This window comes from Devosia sp. A16, assembly GCF_001402915.1.
Classification (GTDB): Bacteria; Pseudomonadota; Alphaproteobacteria; order Rhizobiales; family Devosiaceae; genus Devosia_A.
Map to the genome: position 1 here is coordinate 4,536,372 of NZ_CP012945.1, position 18,439 is coordinate 4,554,810.

The following is an 18,439-nucleotide window of genomic DNA, read 5'->3' on the forward strand; positions in this document are numbered from 1 at the left end:
CACCACGCAGCACATCGCAAGTTCTTGAAGGGGCGGGCTTGTCCACATTTCCGCCCTTGTCTGGTATGATTCCGCAATATTCCGCGCCTCGCCCGATCGGACCGGTGGCGCCCGCTCCAAGGTTCACGATCTGATGCTCAGACTACTCGGCTGGCTCTTCGGTTTCGGCGTGTTTTGCGCGTTGGGCGCTGTCGCGGTCGCCGCCGTCTACCTTAACCAGCTGAACGCCACGTTGCCTGATTATACGGTGCTCAAGGACTATCAGCCGCCGGTAACGACGCGCGTTCACGCCGCCGACGGGACGCTGCTTGCAGAGTATGCAAGGGAGCGCCGGCTGTTCCAGCCGATCGAAACCATCCCGCCGCTGATCATCAACGCCTTCATCTCGGCCGAGGACAAGGACTTCTACACCCATTCCGGCATCGCCGTGGACGGCGTCATCCGCGCGCTGCGCGACAACGTCATGGCCCGCATCGACGGCAACGACTCGATCCAGGGCGGCGGTTCGACCATCACCCAGCAGGTGGCCAAGAACTTCCTGCTCACCTCCGAGCAGACCTGGGACCGCAAGATCCAGGAAGCCATCCTGGCGCTCAGGATCGAGTCGACGTTTTCGAAGAACAAGATCCTCGAGCTTTACGTCAACGAGATCTTCCTCGGCCTCAACTCCTATGGCGTGGCCGCGGCGGCGCTGAACTATTTCGACAAGGCGCTCTACGAGCTGACCCTCAGTGAGGCGGCATACCTTGCCGCGCTCCCCAAGGGGCCCAACAACTACCATCCGTTCCGCCGGCCCAAGCAGGCGATCGAACGCCGCAACTGGGTGATCGACCGCATGGTCGAGAACGGCTACGTCACGGCCGAAGAAGCGGCGGCCGCCAAGGCCGAGCCCCTCAATGTGAAGCCGCGCAGCTCCGGCAGCCAGCTCTACTCGGCCGAGTATTTCACCGAGGAAGTGCGCCGCCAGCTCGGCAAGCTCTACGGCGAGGCCGAGCTCTATGGCGGCGGCCTCAGCGTGCGCACCACGCTCGACCCGCACCTGCAGGAATATGCCCGCCGCGCCCTGATGGACGGCCTGATCAACTACGACCACGGCGAGGGTTTCCGCGGCCCCATTGCCAGCGTCGATATCACCGGCGACTGGGGCGTCGCGGTCAACGCCGTCAAGCCACTGAGCGACGTGCCTGAGTGGACGCTCGCCGTGGTGCTGGAAATGGGCGACAACGAGGGCACCATCGGGCTGCGGCCCGCTACCGACATCGAAGGCAAGGTGTCTGCCGACCGGATCACCGGCACGCTGGCCGGCCCGGACATCAAGTGGGTGAGCAAGAAGCTCGGCTCCATCCTCAAGCCCGGCGACGTCATCTACGTGTCAAAGCTCCCCGACCGCGATGGCGCCTACACGCTGGAGCAAGTGCCAGAACTCGAGGGCGCGCTGGTCGCCATGGATCCGCGCACCGGGCGCGTCCTCGCCATGGTCGGCGGCTTTTCCTATGCCGAGTCCGAGTTCAACCGCGCCACCCAGGCGATGCGGCAGCCGGGCTCCTCGTTCAAGCCGATCGTCTACTCGGCGGCGCTCGACAACGGCTACACCCCGGCCTCGGTGGTGCTCGATGCGCCGATCGAGATCGTCAATGGCGACGGCTCGGTCTGGCGGCCCGAGAACTACGCCCAGCAGTTCTATGGCCCGCAGACCCTGCGCCGCGGCATCGAGCGCAGCCGAAACGTCATGACGGTGCGCCTCGCCAAGGATCTGGGCATGCCGCTGATCTCCGACTACGCCAAGATGTTCGGCATCTACGACGATCTGAACCCGGTATTGGCGATGGCGCTGGGCGCCGGCGAAACCACCGATATGCGAATGACCTCGGCTTACGCCACCATCGCCAATGGCGGCCGCAAGATCGTGCCCACACTGATCGACCGCATCCAGGATCGCTACGGCAAGACCATCTACAAGCACGACGAGCGCGTCTGCGATGGGTGCGCCGCGCAGAGCTGGAACCACCAGGGTGAGCCGCTGATCATCGACAATCGCGAGCAGGTGCTCGACCCGATGACCGCCTACCAGATCACCTCGATGATGGAAGGCGTGGTGCAGCGCGGCACCGGCACCGGCGCCAAGAAGCTCGGCCGCCCGGTCGCCGGCAAGACCGGCACCTCGAACGACTACAAGGACGCCTGGTTCATCGGCTTTACCCCCGAGCTCGCCGTCGGCGTCTATGTCGGTTTCGATACCCCGCGCAACATGGGCCGGCAGTCGACGGGTGGTGAAATGGCGGTGCCGATCTTTACCGAGTTCGTGGGCAATGCATTGAAGGGCAAGCCCCCGACGCCGTTCAACATGCCCGGCGGCATGTCCCAGGTCTGGATAGATCCCGGCACCGGGGTGAAGGCGAACGGCGGCGACCAGGCGATCTACGAGGCGTTCAAGCCCGGCACCGGCCCGAATCTCGTTACCTCGGTGATCGGCGTCGACTCCAACGCTTTCCAGGCCATCCAGTCCGGCCAGGATCCGGCGGAGACCGATATGACGCTGGGCCGCGGCGGGTTGTTCTGAGCCGATGATCGTGACCTGGCCCGACCCGCGGCTTGCCCGCAAGGCGGAGCCGCGGCCGGTGGACGATGGTTTGCGCGCCGTGGGCAATCGCCTGCTGGAGGCGACCCGCGCCGCCAATGCCTATGGCCTCGCGGCGGTGCATATCGGCGCCGTGGCGCCGGTGGTGGTGATCAGCGTCGATCCGGACCCGGCCAAACGCGACTACCTCGTTCTGTACAATCCAGAGGTCGCTGAAACCGATGGCCCCGCCATTCCCGGCCCCGAGGGTTCTGTCGCCATGCCTGGAGTAGAGGTCGAGATCACTCGGCCATACGGCGCCCAGATCGCCTGGGACGACGAAACCGGCGCCCGCCACCAGCGCCGCTTCGACGGCTTGCCGGCGCGCATCGCCCAGCACGAAATCGAGCAGATGAACGGCAGCTTCTTCCTCGAACGCCTGTCCCGCCTGAAACGCGACATGGTGCTGAAGAAGTGGAAGAAGCGCACTGAGGGGTGAAGCCGGCGCCCCGCGAAACTCCACGGCGGCTCGAGATGCTGCAGGGTGGTGCCGGCAGCAGGATTTGAACCCGCGACCCACTGATTACAAATCAGTTGCTCTACCAACTGAGCTATACCGGCGCGACGCGGTCGATAACACTGGCGGCCTCATGGTGCAAGGCGCGCTGCAGTGCCGTGAGGAGCGGCGACGGCTTGTCTTAGATGTGGCATCCTCGCCGTGCAAATATCCGGCTGGTTGGTGATTCACTGGCTCAGAGGTCGCCGTGGGAGGCAAACGCAGCACATCGGTTCCGGCGCGCATTTTGCCGCGCCATGCCGCGTTCTATTGGGGCGCCGGCGTAGGCACGGCGGCGCTTGTCGTGTGTCTGCTGCTGTCGCCGAAATATGCCGTGGCCCTCGCGGCCAACGCGATGTTCGTCACCTATCTGCTGCTGGTGCGCGTCGAGTTTCCCTGCCTCACCGCCGAGTTTCTGCAGCAGCGGCCTGACGACGCCGACTCGCCCGTGGTGGCGATCTTTCTTGCCACCCTGCTGGTCGCAGGGGTGGCGATTCTCTTCCTCTTCCTGACCCTCAACGATGGGCAGGGCAGGGCGGAACCGGTGGAGATCGCAGCCAGCGTGGCTTCCGTGCTGCTCGGCTGGTTCACGGTGCACACCATGGCGGCGCTCCACTACGCGCACGAGTACTATCGGGATGATCCGGACAAGCAGGGCGACGTCCTGGGCGGGCTGGCATTCCCGGGCGACGAGCCGCCTGACGGCGCAGCGTTCCTCTACTTCTCCTACGTGCTCGGGATGACTGCGCAGGTGGCCGACGTGGCGGTGACGTCGCGGGCTATGCGCCGGCTGGTGACGGTGCACGGCGTCGTCTCGTTCTTTTTCAACACCGTCATCGTCGCCGCGACGGTCAATGTCGTCGTGGCGGCTGCCGGCGGTTGAGGGCCGGCGAGAATTCATGCGCTGCGGGAGGTTGTCCTGGGCGCCGCAGTTTCGGAGAGGAAACGACCATGAAACCTACGCACCTTCTGGCCCTGCCAGTCGCCCTGTCGTTGGGCCTGCTGCTCGCTGCCTGCGACAACAATTCGTCGCCACCGCCAGCCAAGCCCGCCGCCGAGGCTCCTGCTGCCCCGGCCGCCACTGCCGATACGGACAAGGTCGCCGCCGATAAGGCTGCGGCTGACAAGGCTGCGGCTGACAAGGCCGCTGCTGACAAGGCGGCCGCCGACAAAGCTGCAGCGGATAAGGCCGCTGCCGACGTCAAGGCAGCAGAAGAAAAGCAGGCGGCTGAAGCGGCGGCCGCTGCCAAAGCTGCAGAAGAGAAGAAGGCTGCCGAGGCCGCTGCTGCTGCCAAGGCCGCCGAGGAGAAGAAGGCGGCCGAAGCGGCTGCCGCCGCCAAGGCCGCGGAGGAAAAGAAGGCGGCCGAAGCCGCTGCCGCTGCCAAGGCCGCGGAGGAGAAGAAGGCTGCCGAGGTGGCAGCCGCTGCCAAAGCTGCGGAAGAGAAGAAGGCTGCCGAGGCCGCTGCTGCTGCCAAGGCCGCGGAGGAAAAGAAGGCAGCCGAGGCCGCTGCTGCCGCCAAGGCCGCGGAGGAAAAGAAGGCGGCCGAGGCCGCTGCCGCCGCTAAGGCCGCGGAAGAAAAGAAGACGGCGGAGGTCACGGCTGAAGCCGATAGGCAGGCAGCGGTAGCCGCCGCGGCGGCCAAGGGCAAAGCAGATGCCGAGGCAGCCATTGCTGCCGCCGCCGCTCCCGCAGCTGTAGCCGCCCCGACGGAGACCGGCGCCAGCGCCCGTGGCGCAGCGGATGCCAACGCTGCCGTGGCCGCCGCTGCGGAGACAGCGCCCGCTGCCGAGACAGCCCCCGCCGCTGCGACGGCCGAAGCCCGAGGCGCAGCCGATGCGGCTGCCGCCGTCGCCGCCGCTACCGAGGCTCCGGTCATGACCACGCCGGCCATGGGCATTCTGCCGGCCGAAGGGCTGAAGCCCGATACGCGGATTGCCGCCAATGCCAAACGCGACGAGATCGGCTATCTGGGGGTATGGGCGCCGGACTACGCCGCCTGCGGCACGGTCGACCAGGCCGGCAGCGCCGGCTATGTGGTGATCACCCGGATCAGCGTGCGCGAGGGGGGCGAGCTCATGCTCGTCGACGCCGTTCCGGCCACCAACGGCAAGGCCAGCCTCAAGGCCGGGGACAAGACCATCGAGATCGATCAGGCCGGTCCGGACGTGCTGAGTGTCAACGGCACCTCGCTGGTGCGCTGCACGACGCCGTGACCCTAGCCCAACGGGGTCGCGGTACCGCCGCGGCCCCGACTAATGTGAAGGCCGGCCGGCCGTCACGGCAAACAATGCGATGGCTGCAGCGTTCGACACGTTGAGCGACTTGATGGGGCCCGGCATGTCGAGCCGCACCATCTCGTCGCACAGCTCGCGCGTCCGCTGCCGCAGCCCCTTGCCCTCGGCCCCCATCACGACGGCGATGGGCGCATCGTCGGTGCGCGGACGAATCGCGGCGGGGGCCTCGGAATCAAAGCCGATCACCGTGAGCCCGCGGGACTTCAGCGTCTCGATAGCGTCGCCCAGATTGCGCACTTCGATCATCGGCACCAGGTCGAGCGCGCCCGAGGCCGCCTTGGCCATCACGCCGGTTTCGCGCGGCGAATGGCGGGCCGTGGTCACCACCGCGTCGGCCCCGAACGCACAGGCGGTACGCAGGATCGCGCCGACATTGTGCGGATCGGTCAACTGGTCGAGGATCACCACCAGCCTGGGATTGGGCACGTCATTGAGCCCGAACCGGCTGACCGCCTCGACTTCCAGCGCCACGCCCTGGTGCACGGCATCGGCGCCGAGCAGCCGGTCGAGTTCCCTGGGTGTGGTTTCGGTGAAGCGCATGTCCACCGGACCGGTCTCCCTGAGGCGCATCAGCGCATTGGGCGTCACCAGCAGGTTGCGCTTTTCGCGCTGCGGATTGTCGAGCGCCGCCCGCACCGTATGCAGCCCATAGAGGTACACCGGCCCGGTATCAGGGTCATACTTGGGTTTGGGCGGGAATTTGTTGCGGCTCATGGGGATGCCGTAGCGGTTTTGACAGACGACAGCAAGGCGATGAAGCTTCTGTCGTTGCTGGCCGATTGGGTGTTGACAGGCGTTCACTGCCCCGACATAAACCGCCCCGACGACGCGCCCGGGGACGGGCGCCGATCGTTTCTCCGGCTCTGAATGGAGGGGTGGGAGAGTGGTTAAATCCGGCAGACTGTAAATCTGCTCGCTTAGCGTACACTGGTTCGAATCCAGTCCCCTCCACCAGCCCCTTGCTCCAGCAGATCAAGCCAGTAGCCGCAGAGCCGGCAATTCCGACCGGGCCGGGCGGGTGGTGGATCGCTTGTGCGCAAAGGAAAGCTGTCGGGCTCGCCGTTGCCGGGCAAACTCGCCCCTTGCCAGGATCGCGCCTCTGCCACTAAGAAGCGCAAGGCGCCACGGCGCGGGTGTAGCTCAATGGTAGAGCAGAAGCCTTCCAAGCTTATGACGAGGGTTCGATTCCCTTCACCCGCTCCAATCCTCCCTCCCTCCTCAATCAACTGCCGGGCATAGCCCCGTAGTTCCTGGATCCTTCCACCTCGCCCGCCCCGTGGCAGCGTTGCGGTGCGTGTGGAGACCTCAGGTCTTCGCGCCGCGTTTCGTCCTCCAAGACCCGGAGCGATTCCGTCTCCATTCAACCCGGCCGCTTCGGCCACTGTCGTTAGTGGGAAGGATTTTCCGGTGCGGACAGCGGAATCGGATTGTCACGCGCAACTTAGATGATAACGTTTCAACTAACTTGACGAGGGAGAGAGGCCCAAACGGCCGACGTCAAGCAGGAGGAACACCATGACCTTTAGTGCACAGACGCCCGGACTCCGTCGACGCGCCGTCCTGGTCGCCGTCGGCGTTACCGCATTGCTGGCGGCTGCGCCCGCAATGGCTCAGGACTTGAGCGGCGAGCTCGTCATCCTGCAGTGGCAGGGCGGCACCGATGCCGAGATGTGGCAGAAGCTCGAAGCCGATTTCACCGCCAAGCATCCCGGCGTGACGGTCCGCGAGCTGGTGGTGACCGGGCAGGGCGACATGCGTGGCCCGATGCGCACGGCGTTGCTGGGCGGCGAAAAGGTCGATGTGATCATCAATACCTGGCCGGCTTTCCGCGCCGAGCTCGCCGACGCTGGTATCCTCAGGCCGATCGACGAGCTGTGGGCATCCGCCAACCTCGATGCCGTGCTCGATCAATCCTGGAAAAGCCTCGGTTCGACCAACGGGGTCACCTACGGGGTGAACTACACCTACGGCGATCGGTCGGCGATCTGGTACAAGAAGGCGCATCTCGAAAAGGCCGGCATCGAGCCCCCCAAGACGTGGGACGAGTTCCTCGCCTCGATCGACAAGCTCAAGGCTGCCGGCTTTGCAGCGCCGATCGCCATGCCCGCCAAGTACTGGGCGCATGGCGAATGGTTTGAAACGCTGCTGCTGCGCACCGGCGGGGTCGAGGCCGCTGCAAAGCTCGCGGCGCACGAGATCCCGTGGACGGACGATATCGTCAAGACCACGCTGAGGAAGTATGCCGAGCTGCTCAAGGCCGGCTGCTGCGGCACTCCCGAGCAGATGTTCGCCGGTGACTGGGATTACTCGGCCGACCAGATCTTCACCGCCGACGCTTCGAACTACCTGATGATCGGCATGTGGATGAATGCCCGTGCCCGCAACGACTACAAGCTCAACGAAGGCGTCGACTACTCGATCTTCCAGTTCCCGGCGCTGGGGCTCGGCCATGACGACACCTCGAGCGTCGACGCCAAGGAGGTGGCGGTCACCGCCAACGGCGCCAATCCGGCGGCGGCCGACGCCTTTGCGGTCTACATGGTGAGCAAGGACGCCGCCGATATCCTCGCCTCCTATGGCTATGCGTCGCCCAGCAAGAATGCCGATCCGGCGCTGCTCGGGCCGGTGCAGCAGGTGGCGACGGCCGCGGTGGCGCAGTCCAAGGTGCAGTTCGTCCTCGGTGACCTGCTGCCCGGCGACTTGGTCGACGAGTATCGCGTGCAATTGCAGAAGTTCCTGCAGGATCCGTCCGATGCGACGATCGATGCCGTGACCGCGGCGATCGAAGCCAAGGCCATGGAACTTTACTGAGATGCAGGAAACGGTGGCGCCACGGACGGTGGACGCGGGTCCCGGCACCACCGCCCGGCCTGGTGGTGAGCGGGGGAACCTGCTCGCCACCAGGCTGCGGACCGGTGACTGGCCGGCCGCCTGGCTGTTGCTTGCGCCGGTGCTGGTGCTCTTCGGGATCGCTGTGGTGTTTCCGCTGATCGATACGATCCGGCTCAGCTTCTTCGACATCAAGGGGCTGGCAAAACCGAAATTCGTCGGCCTGGGCAATTATGTTAAGCTGTTCACCGACCCGGCGTTTCGCAACACGCTGCTGACCACGCTGATCTTCACCGTCTCGACCACCGTCCTCTCGGTGGGCCTCGGCTGGATCCTGGCCATGGTGAGCGCCTTCGCGCCGCGCCAGACGCTGCCGTTCCGGGTGATGATCTTTGCTGCCTTCGGCATCTCGGAGGCGGTCGCCGGCTACATGTGGATCGGCATCCTCCGTCCCGATGACGGCGGGCTGCTCAACGCGGCGATCGGGCTGTTCCAGCCGGGCTTTGCACAACCCTGGCTGGGTGACCCGCGCACCGCGCTCTGGGTGCTGATCGTCGCGGCGTCCTGGGGCGGGGTGGGGTTGCCGCTGATGCTGTGTTTTGCCTCGGTGCAGGCGATCCCCAGAACGCTGTTCGAGGCGGCCTATATCGATGGTGCGAGCCATGGGCAGGTGATGCGCAGCATAATGATGCCGCTATCTCTGCCGGGTGTGCGGGTGGCCATTTTCATCAACCTGCTCGGCGCGCTCCGCGCCTTCGACATCATCTACATCCTCACCGGCGGCGGTCCGGTGCGCAGCACCGAAACGGTGGGCTATTTCATGTACCGGGAGTCGATGACGCAGTTCAAACTCGGCTACGGCGCCGCCGCGACGGTGGTGCTGCTGGTCGCGGTGCTCGTCGTTTCCATTCCCGCCATCATCCAGCGAACGGCAGGTGCCAGATGATCGGACGCCCGCCGCGCTGGCCAAGCATCGTCATGGCCGTATTCGGCTTCATCTGGATCATCCCGATCGTCGGCATCGTGATGACCTCGATCCGTCCTCTGGCCGAGACCTCGCGCGGCTGGTGGCGCACCGACAGCTTCACCCTGACGCTCAGCGCCTGGCAGCGGGTCTGGGAAGCCTATCCGCTGGCTCCCGCCTTCGTCACCACCGCCATCCTTGCGGCACTGGCGACTGTCGGAACCATGCTGCTGACGCCGGCCGCGGCTTATGCCTTTCACTTCCTCAAGTTCCCGTTCCGCCGGCTGCTGCTGATCATCATCATCAATGCGTTCGTGCTGCCGCAGCAGGTGGTGATCATCCCGTTGTTCCAGCTCTGGCGCGAACTGGGGTTGATCGACAACTTCCTCGCCGTGCTCATTCCGTATGTGGGGCTGAGCTTTGCCTGGTCGATCTTCCTCGTCAAAAACTTCCTCGAGGACTTTCCCTCCGAGGTGGTCGAAGCCTCCCGCATCGATGGCGCCGGGCCCCTCCAGACCTTCTGGCATATCGTGCTGCCCAACAGCCTCAGCTCGGTGTTCGCCACCGGCATCCTGCAATTCCTGTGGACCTGGAACGCGCTGTTGCTGCCCATGCTCTACCTCAGGAGCAACGTGCCGCTGCCGGTGATCCTCGCCCGCGTCAACGGCACCTACGAACTCAACTGGGACCTGCAGTCGGTGGCGGCGATCGTCACCACCGTGGTCCCGTTGGCCGTCTTCCTCATCTTCCAACGTCAGTTCGCCGCCGGGGCGGAAACCCGCACCGGCGCCAAGGATTAGTCATGCCTCAAACAAACAAGCCGCTCCGCTATCGCCAGATCCATCTCGATTTCCACACTTCGGAGCATATTCCGGGCATCGGCTCGGCCTTCGATCCCGACGATTTCGTCAAGACGCTCAAGGCGGCGCATGTGGATTCGATCACCATCTTCGCCAAGTGCCATCACGGCTGGTCGTACTACCCCACCAAGGTCGGGGCGCCGCACCCCAACCTCGCCCGGCCGGACCTGATGGGCGACATGGTCAAGGCGCTGAGCGCCGCCGACATCGAGTGCCCGATCTATATTTCGGTGCAGTGGGACGAGCGCAACGCCCGCATCCACCCCGAATGGCGGGTGCGCAGCGCCTCCGACAATCGCTTCGACCCCGACCAGTTGACCGCCGGCTGGCACACCCTCTGCCTCAACCACGAAGCCTATCGGCACGAACTGCTCGAGCAGGCGCGCGAGGTCGCGCGCAACTACGAGACGGCCGGCATCTTCTTCGACATCATCCTCACTCCCGACTGTGTCTGTGCCGAGTGCCTCGCCGGCATGGCCGAGCGCGGCCTCGATCCGGAGAACCCGGCCGACCGGCTGAAAAACGACGAGTGGGTGAACGAGCGCTTCCGCCGTGAAACCACCGCGGCCTTGCGCGCCGAGTTCCCGGGGCTGCGCATCTTCTACAACTGCGGCCACATCCATAAGCAGGGTCCGCAGCGGTTCGCCAACTACACCCATCTCGAACTCGAAAGCCTGCCCACCGGCGGCTGGGGCTACGATCACTTCCCCTCGAGCGCGCGCTACGCCGCTACTCTCGGCCTCGATTTCGTGGCCCACACCGGCAAGTTTCACACCAGCTGGGGAGAGTTCGGCGGCTTCAAGCATCCCGATGCCCTGGAGTTCGAAGCGGCGCAGATGGTGGCTCTGGGGTCGAAGTGCCTGGTCGGCGACCAGTTGCATCCCGACGGCTCGATCAATCCCGACACCTATGCCTCGATCGCACAGGCCTACGCCCGGATCGAAAAGCTGGAGCCCTATCTGGAGGGGGCCCGGCAGATCTCCGACGTGGCGATCCTCAGCTCGGAATATTTCCACCCGATCGGCGGACGCAACAGCCCCGCCGACGACGGCGCGGCCCAAATGCTGCAGGAGTTGCAGCTGCCGTTCGACGTGATCGATCCCTCGGCGGCCTTCGAGGCCTATAAGCTGCTGATCCTGCCCGACGATATTCCCGTCGATGCTGGCCTCGCAGCGCGCCTGACGACCTATGCTGAAGCGGGCGGCAAGCTGCTGCTGACCGGCAGATCCGCTCTCAATCCGGATGGCCGCTTCGCCGTCGATGCCGGCATCCGCAGCAACGGCCCGGTGCGCTTCAACCCGTCCTATCTGCGCGGCGGCCGCAAGCTTGATGCCGCGCTCACCCAGTCCCCCTTCGTCATGTATGGGGTCGGCGAGACGATCGAGGCGCAGGGGGCACAAGTGCTGGCCGAGATCGGCCCCTCCTATTTCAACCGCAGCTACAAGCATTTCAGCTCGCACCAGCACGCCCCGGACGATCCCCAGGCGGCCTCGCTTGGCGCCGCGGTCACGCTGAAGGGTGGCGTCGGCTACATCGCCTATCCGATCTTCTCGATGTACCACGCCATGGGTCAGCCGCTTTACAAGTACCTGGTCCGCGGGCTGATCGACCGGCTACTGCCCAGCCGCGCCGTCGTCACCGATCTGCCGTCGTCCGGCCGGGTGACGCTGACCCGGCAGGCAGAGCAGCGGCGACACGTGCTGCACCTGCTCTATGGCGCGCCGCAAGTGCGCGGCAAGGCCGTGCCGGCCGGGGAGGGCACCCGGGTCATGGAGATGATCGAGGATATCCCGACGCTCGGACCGGTCACCGCCTCGGTGCGCTTGCCGCAGGCGCCGAGCCGCGTCTATGACGCCATCACGGGGGAAGACGTGCCGTTCACCGATGGTGGCGATCGCGTCCAAGTGCGGCTCCCGAGCCTTCGCATCCACGCCGCGCTGGTCTTTGAGGGAACAGCTTGAACGACATCGACGACACCGAGAGCAGCAGGCGGCGTCACGCCACCATCGTCGAGGTGGCCGAACGCGCCGGTGTCGCCATCGGCACCGTCTCCCGCTACCTCAACGGCCATCCGGTGCGCCGTGGCAACCGCGAGCAGATCGAGCAGGCGATCGGCGAGCTGGGCTACCGGCGCAACGCCATCGCTGTCGCCATGAAGGCCGAGCTCACCAATACGGTGGGCTTCATGGTGCCCTCGCTGTCGGAGTTCCATGCCCCGGTGCTGGAGCAGCTGAGCCGCGTGATGCGCGGCAATGGCCGCGCGCTGCTCACCTATTGCCATGGCGCCAACGCGGCGGCGGTGGCCGATGCGCTCGATTTCTTCGTCGCGCACCGCGTCGATTGCCTGATCATGGACGGCCGCAACGACGTCGACGAACGCATTCTCGGGATCATCGGCGACGGCACGCCGGTGATCTTCTACGACAATGGCTGGCCGGGCCTGCCGGTGGATCGGGTGTTGGTCGAGAACCGCGCCGCGAGCTTCCGCGCCGTCACTCACCTGCTCGATATCGGCCACACGCGGATCGCCGTGCTCACCGGCAATATCGGCGACTGGACCGGTGGCGAGCGCTTCGAGGGCTATCGGCAGGCGCTGCTCGGCCGCGGCATCGAAATCCGCCCAGAGTATGTGCTCGACACGCACTGGAACGAGACCGAGGCCTATTCGGGCATGCTGCGCCTGCTTTCGCTGCCTGAGCCGCCCACCGCGCTCTATTGCTGCAACTACAATATGGCGGTAGGCGCCCTGCGCCTGCTGCGCGAACACGGCCTCAAGGTACCCGACGATATTTCGCTGGTGAGCTTCGACGACGTGCCGCTGTTCCAGCTGCACGAGACCGGCATCACCGCCGTGGCGCAGCCGGTCGCCAAGATCGCCGAGACCATTGCCTCGATCATGGCCTCGCGCCTCACCGAGCGCGGCGTCCATCACGAGCCGCATACCATCACGCTCAACTGCGACATCATCCTTCGCGGCTCGACCCGCCGCCTGCTGACGCCCCAGGCACCCGGCTCGCGCTGACACCCGTTCTCCAGGATCCCAACCATGTCCCGCCGCTACTGCCTCGACCTCGATAGCCCCGCTGCCGGGTTCATCGACAGCTTTCTCATCGGCAATGGCTGGCTTGGCGCAACCCTGCGCGGCGGCGTGGGCACCGAGCGGTTCGACCTCAACCTCGACACCGTGTGGTCAGGCGGGCCATTGGGACCCGAGACCGGCGAGATGCCGGCGCGCCTGATCGGCGAGCTCCGCGAAGCGATCAGGCGGCGTGATTATCTGCGGGCCGATGCGCTGGGGCGACAACTGCAGGGCAGGGCGTGGACGCAGTCCTACCAGCCGCTGGGAGCCATCGAGCTGGGTTATGCCGATAGCGACGCCTCGGGCTACCGGCGCCGGCTCGATCTGGCCGAGGCGGTGGCGAGCACCGTCTATGGCGCGCCCGCTGACAGCCCCATCCGGCTCGACAGCTTCGTGTCCCATCCCGACGGCGTGCTGGTGGCGCTGGCATCGGGGCAGGGCGTGCGCTCCATGGCCACGGCGGCGCTCACCTTTCGCCCGGCGCATCCCGACACCGACGTCACGGTCTCCGAGGAGCACGGCACCATCTGGCTGGTGGCGACGGCACGTGTGCCGGCGCACGTGCTGCCAAACTACGTCAAGGGCGACGATCCGGTGGTCTACGATACCGATCCGCCGGCGGCGGATGGAAGCGTGGCCGCCGGCATGGGTTATGCCGTAGTGGCGGCGCTGCAGCGGGACGGCGACGGGCTGCGGCTGATCGCTTCGGCGGCATCCGGCTTTCGCGGACACGACCAGCGGCCGAGCGCTGATTTCGTGGCGCTGGTGCTGGAGGCGCGTGGGCGCGTAGCGCGGGCGCTCGACCAGGGAACCCAAGCGCTGCGGGCGCGCCACGGCGAGGATTACCGGGGCCTGTTCAGCCGGGTCGATCTCGACCTCGCAGCCTCCGGGCCTGCCGCCGAGCGGGCCGAGCTGCTGTTTCACTTCGGGCGCTATCTGCTGATCTCGAGCTCGCGCGCTGGCACGGAGGCGGCAAACCTGCAGGGGATCTGGAACGTCGACGTTCGTCCTGCATGGTCAAGCAATTACACCATAAACATCAACACTCAGATGAACTACTGGCCGGCCGAGGCCGCAGGCCTGAGCGAACTGGCGGGGCCGATGTTCAGGCTCACCCGGGAGCTGGCCGAAGCGGGCGCCGCCACCGCCGGACGCTACTATGGTGCGGCCGGAGCAACGGCCCACCACAATGCCGATCTCTGGCGGTTCACCGCGCCAGTCCCCGGCATTCCGCAATGGTCCAATTGGCCGTCCGGGCTCTACTGGATGTCGGCGCATCTGCAGCACCACCTCGATCATGGCAACGCCGAGCCAAGTTTTGCAGCGGAGACCGCTCTGCCGGTGTTTCGCGCCGCGGCGGCCTTCGCGCTCGACATGCTGGTCGAGGACGATGCGGGCGCGCTGGTCGCCAGCCCATCGACCTCTCCGGAGCACAGCTTCCTCGTCGACGGCACACCGGTGGCCATCACCCAGGGCACGGCAATGGACCAGGAACTGATCCGGGAGACGCTCGAGAACTTCGTCGGGCTCGCCGATGCCACGGAGCCCCTTGCGGCCCGCGCTCGCGCAGCGCTCGCCCGCCTGCGCCTGCCGGTCATCGGCTCTGCCGGCAACCTGCTCGAGTGGGACGACGACAAACTGCCGGCCGAACTCGGCCATCGTCACCTCTCGCACCTCTATGGCCTCTATCCCGGCCTCCGCATCACCGAGGCGGGCACGCCGGCAGCCTTCGAGGCCGTCCGTCGCGCCCTCGCGCAGCGGCTCGACAACGGCACCGGCTATACTGGCTGGAGCCAGGCCTGGGTGCTGTGCCTCGCCGCCCGCCTGCGCGACCATGGCCTGGCCGAACGTTCGATCGGCGGATTGCTGGAGCAACTGACCTCGCGCGCGCTGCTGGTGCTGCATCCGCACGACGATCGACCTGAGGGCTATGTGTTTCAGATCGACGGCAATTTCGGCGCCGTGGCCGGGCTGACCGAGCTGGTGGTGCAGAGCCATGAGGGCGCCGTCAGCCTGCTGAAGACATTGCCGCCGAGCTGGCCGGCCGGCAGCATCTCCAACATCGCCTGCCGTGGCGGCCACCAGGCCAGCGTCAGCTGGCGGGACGGCGTGTTTGCCTCCGCCACGATCACTGCGGGTCGCGACGGTGAGCTGTTCGTCGAGCTGCCAGACGTCGGCGTCATCGTCGCAGGTCCGGCCGGGCCGGTGACCACTCGCCCGGCAATCGGCGCCGTACCGGGCCGCCGCCGCGTCGCCTGGGCAGCCACCCGCTCGACCCGCTACAGCCTCACCCTGGGTTAGGACCCGGTGGGGTAGCCTAGCCGGCCTGGCCGAACCGGTTGGCGGCGATGGAGGCCGGCTTCATCTCGATGGAAAAGCCCGGCAGCTGCGGCGGCATATAGGCGGCGTTGCGGATAACGCAGGGATCGAGGAAGTGCTCGTGCAGGTGGTCGACATATTCGATCACCCGGCCCTGCTTGCTGCCCGACACCACCAGGTAGTCGATCATCGACAGGTGCTGGACGTACTCGCATAGCCCGACACCGCCGGCATGCGGCCAGACCGGCAGCCCGCACTTGGCCGCCATCAGCAGCACCGACAAGACTTCGTTGAGCCCGCCGATGCGGCAGGCGTCGATCTGCACGATGTCGATGGCGCCGCGGGTGATGAACTGCTTGAACAGGATGCGGTTCTGGCACATCTCGCCGGTCGCGACCTTCACCGGGGCGATGGCCTCGCGGATCTTCCGGTGCCCCTCGACGTCGTCGGGGCTGGTCGGCTCTTCGATGAAGTAGGGGGCGAAGCGCTTGAGCTGGTTCACCCAATCGATGGCCTGGTCGACCTCCCAGACCTGGTTGGCGTCGATCATCAGGTAGCGGTCCGGCCCCATGATCGAGCGGACGATCTCGAGCCGGCGGATGTCGTCGCCGAGGTCGCGACCGACCTTCATCTTGATATGGGAGAAGCCGGCGTCCACCGCCTCGGTGGCGAGACGGGTCAGCTTCTCGTTGGAATAACCCAGCCAGCCGGCCGAAGTGGTGTAGCAGGGGTATCCATTGGCCTCGAGCTCGGCGATCCGCTCGGCCTTGCCGACTTGTGCCCGGCGGAAGATCGCCAGCGCCTCGTCCGCAGTGATCGCATCGGTCAGGTAGCGGAAGTCGATGATCGAGACGAGCTGCTCCGGCGTCATGTCTGCGACATAGCGCCAGACCGGCTTGCCCGCCCGCTTGGCCAACAGATCCCAGACGGCGTTGACCACCGCGCCGGTGGCGAGGTGCATTGCGCCCTTGTCCGGCCCGATCCAGCGCAACTGGCTGTCGCCGGTCATATGCCGCCAGAACCGGCCTGGGTTCTCCTCCACCCAGTCGAGGTCGAGATCGGTGACGCGCGCCGTCAGGGCCTCGATTGCCTTGCAGACGATGTCGTTGCCGCGGCCGATGGTGAAGGTCAGCCCATGTCCCGCCAGATCGCTGTCGGTTTCGAGGATCACATAAGCTGCCGAGTAGTCCGGATCCGGGTTCATCGCATCGGAGCCGTCGAGCGAAGCGGAAGTGGGAAAGCGCAGGTCGTAGGTGGTCAGGCTGGTGATGCGGGTCATGATCGTTATCCAAGGCGAGGTCGAACGAAGCTCATCCCAGAGCGGCGATCGAGGCAAGGCGGATTGCGCGCGACTTTGTCCGGTTAGGTGGGGTTGGCGGCTTCCGCCACGATCCAGTCCCTGAACGCCTTGATCTTGGGGACGTTGCGGCGCCCCTCCGGATAGGCGAGCCAGTAGCTGGTGCCTTCGTCGATTACCCGCTCGAACGGCTGGATCAATCGTCCCTCGGCCAGCTCGCGCTGGAAGTATTCGGGGGTGAGCAGGGTGACGCCCTGGCCGGCCATGGCGGCGATGGCGTCGAAGGTCTGCATGTTCATCGACGGCGTGTTCTGCTGCTTCAGCACATCGTGCGGCAGCCCGTATGCATCCAGCCAGAAGATCCACCAGGCGTCGTCGGCGTCGAGCAGCGGCAGCTTCAGGATGTCGGCCGGCTCATGGACGCCGCCGATCGAGGCGGCCAGCGCCGGCGACAGCATCGGGGTGAAGCGCACGTCGATCAGTTTCACCGCGGTGAGGCCGGGCCATTTTCCCTTGCCGGCGCGCACCACTACATCCACTTCCTCGCGGGCAAAATCCACCAGCCGGCCGGTGGTTTCGAGCCGCACCGCGATCTCGGGGTGGCGCAACTGGAAAATCCCGAGTCGCGGCGCCAACCACTGCGCGGCGAACGTGTGCATGGTGTTGACGATGAGCGTGCCATGCTCGCGCTGACCCAGATCGACAAACGCCTCGCGCAGGATGTCGAAGGCCCGGTTCACCTCGGGAGCCAGCCGCGTGCCCGCTTCGGTCAGCGCAACCTCGCGCGGCCGGCGCAGGAACAATGGCGCCCCGACGCGCTCCTCCAACAGCTTGATCTGATAGCTCACCGCTGCCTGCGTCATGCCCAGTTCTTGGGCGGCGCGGGTGAAGCTCAGATGCCGGGCCGCCGCTTCGAACGCGCGGATCGCCGCCAGTGGTGGGAGATGATCAGACATAAGGCCTCCTTATGGAGGATACCTGAGCTTTTGTTGGAAATCAAAGGCTCGGGCGCGCACCTTCCAGCCACACACAGCAAAGCTGAATGGTGATTGAGATGCTCTATCAAGCCCCCCGGACTCGTACCGCCGCCCTGTTCCGCTGGATGACTCATCTGGTCCTGCTGCGCCCGGCGCATCCGGTTGCCGACATCCGCGAACTCAGCCCCTATCTGCGCGCCGACATCGGCGCGCCGCAGGGAGACCGTCCTTTTCGAATTGAGTGACGAGCGCCGTCGTTTTCGCGACTTGTAACGAAAAGGGCCCGGCAACTGCCGGGCCCTTCGGTCAATCGAGATGTTCGTCAGCAGTCGAGCAGGTGGCCCGATCCCTTGGGGGCCCGCTTGCAGCTCAACAGCGTCGGCAGCTTGATGGTGGCAGGAGTCGCCTCCATCGCGGTCGCAACCGTCTTGGGTGTCGCCTTGAGCATCGCCGCGCCTTTCTCCCAGCACTCTTTCTTCAATGCCGGAAAGATCAGGCAATTGACTTCCGAATCTGTAAGCGCCGGTGCGGCGGCGACGGGCAGGACAGGCACGGCAAAGCTCGACGCGACGAGCGCGGCAACGAGAACGAGTCTCTTCATCTGTTTTCCCCTGATATCCTCCAGGCGCCGCCAACGGGCGGTGCCGCCGAGGAGTCTAATCCCGCTCCGAAGCACGACGCAATCATGAGGCGAAGGTTGCCCCCT

Annotated in this window: 15 protein-coding genes and 3 tRNA genes; 13 read left to right on the top strand and 5 right to left on the bottom strand. The window is 66.0% G+C overall.

Annotation, left to right across the window (positions count from 1 at the left end; genetic code table 11):
• Window positions 1–133 precede the first annotated feature (133 nt).
• Together APS40_RS21795 and APS40_RS21800 are read left to right on the top strand one after the other, a co-directional pair.
• On the top strand, window positions 134–2,560 hold the full coding sequence (locus APS40_RS21795) for a penicillin-binding protein 1A (protein ID WP_055049042.1): 2,427 nt from the start codon (window positions 134–136) through the stop codon (window positions 2,558–2,560).
• A 10-nt stretch (window positions 2,561–2,570) separates the two neighbouring features.
• On the top strand, window positions 2,571–3,056 hold the full coding sequence (locus tag APS40_RS21800) for a peptide deformylase (RefSeq protein WP_197279383.1): 486 nt from the start codon (window positions 2,571–2,573) through the stop codon (window positions 3,054–3,056).
• Window positions 3,057–3,102: 46 nt separating this feature from the next.
• Here APS40_RS21800 and APS40_RS21805 read toward each other — a convergent pair.
• A tRNA-Thr gene (locus APS40_RS21805) sits at window positions 3,103–3,178 on the bottom strand.
• 182 nt (window positions 3,179–3,360) lie between these two features.
• Between APS40_RS21805 and APS40_RS21810 the strand changes: the two genes are divergently transcribed.
• Together APS40_RS21810 and APS40_RS25075 are read left to right on the top strand one after the other, a co-directional pair.
• Entirely contained in the window at window positions 3,361–3,996 is a 636-nt protein-coding gene (locus APS40_RS21810) for a DUF1345 domain-containing protein (RefSeq protein ID WP_055049044.1), read from the top strand.
• 68 nt (window positions 3,997–4,064) lie between these two features.
• The gene (locus APS40_RS25075) at window positions 4,065–5,327 is read left to right on the top strand and encodes a hypothetical protein (protein WP_055049045.1); all 1,263 of its coding nucleotides are present in this window, start codon (window positions 4,065–4,067) and stop codon (window positions 5,325–5,327) included.
• A gap of 39 nt (window positions 5,328–5,366) precedes the next feature.
• Here APS40_RS25075 and rlmB read toward each other — a convergent pair whose 3' ends face one another.
• Window positions 5,367–6,122, bottom strand: a complete 756-nt coding sequence (gene rlmB, locus APS40_RS21820) for a 23S rRNA (guanosine(2251)-2'-O)-methyltransferase RlmB (protein ID WP_055049046.1) — start codon at window positions 6,120–6,122, stop codon at window positions 5,367–5,369.
• A gap of 155 nt (window positions 6,123–6,277) precedes the next feature.
• On the opposite strand from rlmB, the gene APS40_RS21825 reads away from it, so the two are divergent.
• The 8 genes from APS40_RS21825 (at window position 6,278) to APS40_RS21860 (ending at window position 15,441) form a co-directional block, all read left to right on the top strand.
• A tRNA-Tyr gene (locus tag APS40_RS21825) sits at window positions 6,278–6,362 on the top strand.
• A 175-nt stretch (window positions 6,363–6,537) separates the two neighbouring features.
• Window positions 6,538–6,611, top strand: a tRNA-Gly gene (locus APS40_RS21830).
• Between the two features lie 312 nt (window positions 6,612–6,923).
• Window positions 6,924–8,219: an ABC transporter substrate-binding protein gene (locus APS40_RS21835; protein ID WP_055049047.1), complete on the top strand. Its 1,296-nt coding sequence runs from the start codon at window positions 6,924–6,926 to the stop codon at window positions 8,217–8,219.
• A gap of 1 nt (window position 8,220) precedes the next feature.
• Window positions 8,221–9,183, top strand: coding sequence for a carbohydrate ABC transporter permease (locus APS40_RS21840; protein ID WP_082434596.1), 963 nt, complete (start codon window positions 8,221–8,223; stop codon window positions 9,181–9,183).
• A complete protein-coding gene (locus APS40_RS21845) occupies window positions 9,180–10,001 on the top strand; it encodes a carbohydrate ABC transporter permease (protein ID WP_055049048.1) in 822 nt (273 codons plus the stop codon). Before APS40_RS21840 ends, APS40_RS21845 begins: the two co-directional genes overlap by 4 nt.
• A gap of 2 nt (window positions 10,002–10,003) precedes the next feature.
• On the top strand, window positions 10,004–12,022 hold the full coding sequence (locus APS40_RS21850) for an alpha-amylase family protein (RefSeq protein ID WP_055049049.1): 2,019 nt from the start codon (window positions 10,004–10,006) through the stop codon (window positions 12,020–12,022).
• Window positions 12,019–13,083 (top strand): LacI family DNA-binding transcriptional regulator, encoded by a 1,065-nt coding sequence (locus APS40_RS21855; protein ID WP_055049050.1) that lies wholly within the window; start codon window positions 12,019–12,021, stop codon window positions 13,081–13,083. The genes APS40_RS21850 and APS40_RS21855 overlap by 4 nt, the downstream gene beginning before the upstream one ends.
• 24 nt (window positions 13,084–13,107) lie before the next feature.
• Window positions 13,108–15,441: a glycosyl hydrolase family 95 catalytic domain-containing protein gene (locus tag APS40_RS21860; protein ID WP_055049051.1), complete on the top strand. Its 2,334-nt coding sequence runs from the start codon at window positions 13,108–13,110 to the stop codon at window positions 15,439–15,441.
• Between the two features lie 16 nt (window positions 15,442–15,457).
• On the opposite strand, the gene APS40_RS21865 is transcribed toward APS40_RS21860, so the two are convergent.
• Both APS40_RS21865 and gcvA read right to left on the bottom strand, forming a co-directional pair.
• Window positions 15,458–16,738: an L-fuconate dehydratase gene (locus tag APS40_RS21865; RefSeq protein WP_055049052.1), complete on the bottom strand. Its 1,281-nt coding sequence runs from the start codon at window positions 16,736–16,738 to the stop codon at window positions 15,458–15,460.
• Between the two features lie 83 nt (window positions 16,739–16,821).
• Window positions 16,822–17,712, bottom strand: coding sequence for a transcriptional regulator GcvA (gene gcvA, locus APS40_RS21870; RefSeq protein ID WP_055049053.1), 891 nt, complete (start codon window positions 17,710–17,712; stop codon window positions 16,822–16,824).
• 86 nt (window positions 17,713–17,798) lie between these two features.
• Here gcvA and APS40_RS21875 point away from each other — a divergent pair, with 86 nt between their 5' ends.
• Window positions 17,799–17,978 carry a hypothetical protein gene (locus APS40_RS21875; RefSeq protein WP_055049054.1) on the top strand — a complete coding sequence of 60 codons (180 nt, stop codon included), beginning with the start codon at window positions 17,799–17,801 and terminating at the stop codon, window positions 17,976–17,978.
• A gap of 77 nt (window positions 17,979–18,055) precedes the next feature.
• Here the strand turns inward: APS40_RS21875 and APS40_RS21880 are convergent, their stop codons facing one another.
• A complete protein-coding gene (locus APS40_RS21880; RefSeq protein WP_055049055.1) occupies window positions 18,056–18,334 on the bottom strand; it encodes a hypothetical protein in 279 nt (92 codons plus the stop codon).
• Window positions 18,335–18,439 lie beyond the last annotated feature (105 nt).